Here is a 2,869-nt window from a genome sequence, read left to right as displayed (position 1 = left end):
GATTACCACATCATGAAGGTGATCGGCGAGAAGGAAAACAACCCGACGGTGCTGGCCGCTGCCGATGCGCAGCACCGCCGCTTCGGCATCAAGGGTCTGAACGAATACGACAGCGAAGTCGCGATGTTCGACAGCTTCTACGACCGCTTCGGTGGCTTCGATGCCTTCTCGCGCACCTTCCGGTTGATCCAGGACGACAAGATGCAATGGGGCGACGTCGCGCCGAATCCGTCGCCGCTGCTGAGCGAGTACGTCATTGCCTACCTGCAACTGGGCTTCAAGACGAAGACCGATCTCACCAAGTCCGACTTCGTGGCAGCCGGCGTGGGCACCAAGGACACGACGATCCCGCCCTACACGGTCAGCCCGAACCACGTGAAGTCGATCGGTGATGCCCACTGCTCGATCGCCGGCGCACGCACCGACCCCAACGTGTCGCAAAACAAGATCAACACGGCCCTCGACCACCTGCGCCACGGCGACTTCTCGCAGGCCTTCGTGACCTCGCGCTCGTGCAAGCAAACGCCCCCTGACCAGGCGCCGGCAGAGTGCAGCTGCAACGGCAGTTCGCTGAAATGGGTAGCCTCGTGGACTGYGCTGCCGTGAGGCACCGGACACCTGTCACATCGTGGCGCCGCTCTGCATGGGCCGGCGCCCTTTTCGCATGCTGCATTTCCGTGGGCGGGTGCGCGGCGCCCGAGCCACGCCCAACGACACCACCCGACCGCACATTCGCCTGCGGCACGGCGCAGCTGCGCTGCGACCGCGCCACGCAGTATTGCGAGACGCTCAAGACCGATGCCCCCGAGCTGCCGAGCAACTTCGCTTGCTTGCCCCTGCCCATCGCATGCCAGGCGACGGCGCTGCCGACAGCCAAGGCCTGCGGATGCTTTGCGCCTGGCACACGCGGGGACTTCTGCTCGGCCGTGAACGGACCTGGTGGCCGGGCGTTCTACCGCACCCAGGTCGGCGGGCATTGAGACTGCGGGCATGGCGTTCTGATCAAAATTGCAGCAAGTTCGGCCGCCGGTGGGGCCGAATTGGGGGCGCCACGGCCGGGCGCGGGGCTTGCCCCGCATGGGGTATCTGCGTTCACTTCAGGAGCCCCTCATGCAAACGACCACCCACGTCGCCAGCGACATCATTTCCTCGGACCGCGTCGAGGGCACGCCGGTCTACGGCACCAAGGGCGAAAAGCTCGGCTCGATCGACCACCTGGAGATCGAGAAGCAGTCCGGTCAGGTCCGCTACGCGGTACTGGAGTTCGGCGGCTTCCTCGGCATGGGCACCGACCGCTATCCCCTGCCCTGGAGCATGCTGAAGTACGACACGTCGAAAGACGGCTACATCGTGCCGCTGGAGAAGGAACGCCTCGAAAAGGCGCCGCGCTATCCAAAGAACGACCTGCCGCCGTTCACCGACGAGTACGGCCGCAAGGTCTACAGCTACTGGGATATCCCGATGTGGTGATGCGCCGGCCCTCCCGGGGGCCGACGGACATAACGTCACAACGGTGCACCAGCAGCCGGCTCAGGCCAGCCCGAGCCGGCGTTTCGGCCTCAGGCCGGTGACCACAGCAGCCACGCGGTCAGCACCAAMGCGCCCAGCACCTGCACGCCGATCACCACCGGCAGCAGGTCCAGCGGCTCCAGCCGAAATGTCGGCATCAGTTCGAGCCACAGCGCTCCCGCGGCAAAGGCCAGCACCAGCAGGCATCGGATGGCCCAGCGGGCCCGGTCGGAGTTGCCCTTCAACGGGCGCGGCGGGACGGATTGAAATGTGTTGATCATGTGGTGTCTCCCAACAAAACACCAGTAGACCGGGCAACAAGCTCAGGGCCTGAGCCAGCCGGCGCACGATGGGCATCCGTCAACGTAACAACGCGCTGCAGCGGTGCCGCAGGCGGGGCTGACGCGGCGGCTCAAGCCCCCAAGCGCAGCACCCTTGCCTTCGACGGCACACCCTGCGCGTCAAGCGCAAACAGCAGGTAGAAGCCGGGCGGCGCGCGGTTGGCCGACACAGGCAGGTTGACCGTCAGGTGCTGGCCGCTCTGGCTGAAGCTCAGGGCCAGGTAGCGCTGGTCGTTGCCGAAGGCGTGGGTCACGCCGCCGAAGCGGATCAGCGCCACCTTGTCGATCGTCTTGTCGTTGAACATCGTCACGCCGATGTGATCGCCCCAGCTGCCGGCCGTCGGCGCTGATTCGATGATCGGCCGGATGGCCGGCTCGCCGGAGCCGTCGGCCTTGTACAGGTACGGCGGGTAGTAGATTTCGGCATTCAGGTTGAACACCGGCCCCGGCCCGCCGCCACCACCGGTCAACACACTGCCGTCGGGCAGCAACATCGCGGTGCTGTGGTACAGCCGCGCCTTGGCCGCGCGGGCCGTGGTGGTCCAGTGGCCGGTCGCCGGGTCCCAGGTCTCGGTGGCGTAGAGCGCGCCGGCCAGGTCGTTGCCGGTGGTCGAGCCGCCGCTGACCCAGACCTTGCCGTCGGCCAGGATCGTGGCATTGCCGAACTGGCGATCGGCCGATAGATGCGCCGTCGGCGTGACGACCGGCGAGGCGCCGTTGACGTCGACCACCACCGCCGCGCCCGCATCACGCACCGAAAGAATCTTGCCCGGCAGGTACATGGCACCCGGCAGGTTGAAGGCGCCGCGCGGCAACGTGGCGGGCAACTCATCGAGCGCGCCGCTGCCCGCCGGGTCGAGCGCAAAGGTCTTGCCAGAAGCGGCGAGAACAACGACCCGGCCATCCGGCCCCAACCAGGCTCGCGGGTAGTTCCAGCTTTGCCCGGACGAGCCGTAGGCGAACTCGCTGCTCGCCGCCTTCAGCGTGCGCCAGCCCTGCGCGGCGTTGTAGACCTCGGG

The 2,869-nt window shown here is 66.8% G+C and carries 4 protein-coding genes; 2 read left to right on the top strand and 2 right to left on the bottom strand.

From position 1 onward, the window contains the following. Nucleotides 1-606 (top strand): hypothetical protein (locus AC1DYI_RS31515; protein ID WP_477208053.1); only part of this gene is annotated, 606 nt, incomplete at its 5' end. 504 nt (nt 607-1,110) lie between these two features. After that, nucleotides 1,111-1,470 (top strand): PRC-barrel domain-containing protein, encoded by a 360-nt coding sequence (locus tag AC1DYI_RS31510; RefSeq protein WP_477208052.1) that lies wholly within the window; start codon nt 1,111-1,113, stop codon nt 1,468-1,470. A gap of 89 nt (nt 1,471-1,559) precedes the next feature. On the opposite strand, the gene AC1DYI_RS31505 is transcribed toward AC1DYI_RS31510, so the two are convergent. Both AC1DYI_RS31505 and AC1DYI_RS31500 read right to left on the bottom strand, forming a co-directional pair. Continuing rightward, nucleotides 1,560-1,790 carry a hypothetical protein gene (locus tag AC1DYI_RS31505; protein WP_477208051.1) on the bottom strand — a complete coding sequence of 77 codons (231 nt, stop codon included), beginning with the start codon at nt 1,788-1,790 and terminating at the stop codon, nt 1,560-1,562. Between the two features lie 131 nt (nt 1,791-1,921). Next, nucleotides 1,922-2,869 (bottom strand): galactose oxidase early set domain-containing protein (locus AC1DYI_RS31500; RefSeq protein ID WP_477208050.1); only part of this gene is annotated, 948 nt, incomplete at its 5' end.

The sequence above is a fragment of the Ideonella sp. P3_A4 genome (assembly GCF_056403075.1).
This window is presented reverse-complemented; position numbering and strand designations above follow the sequence as displayed.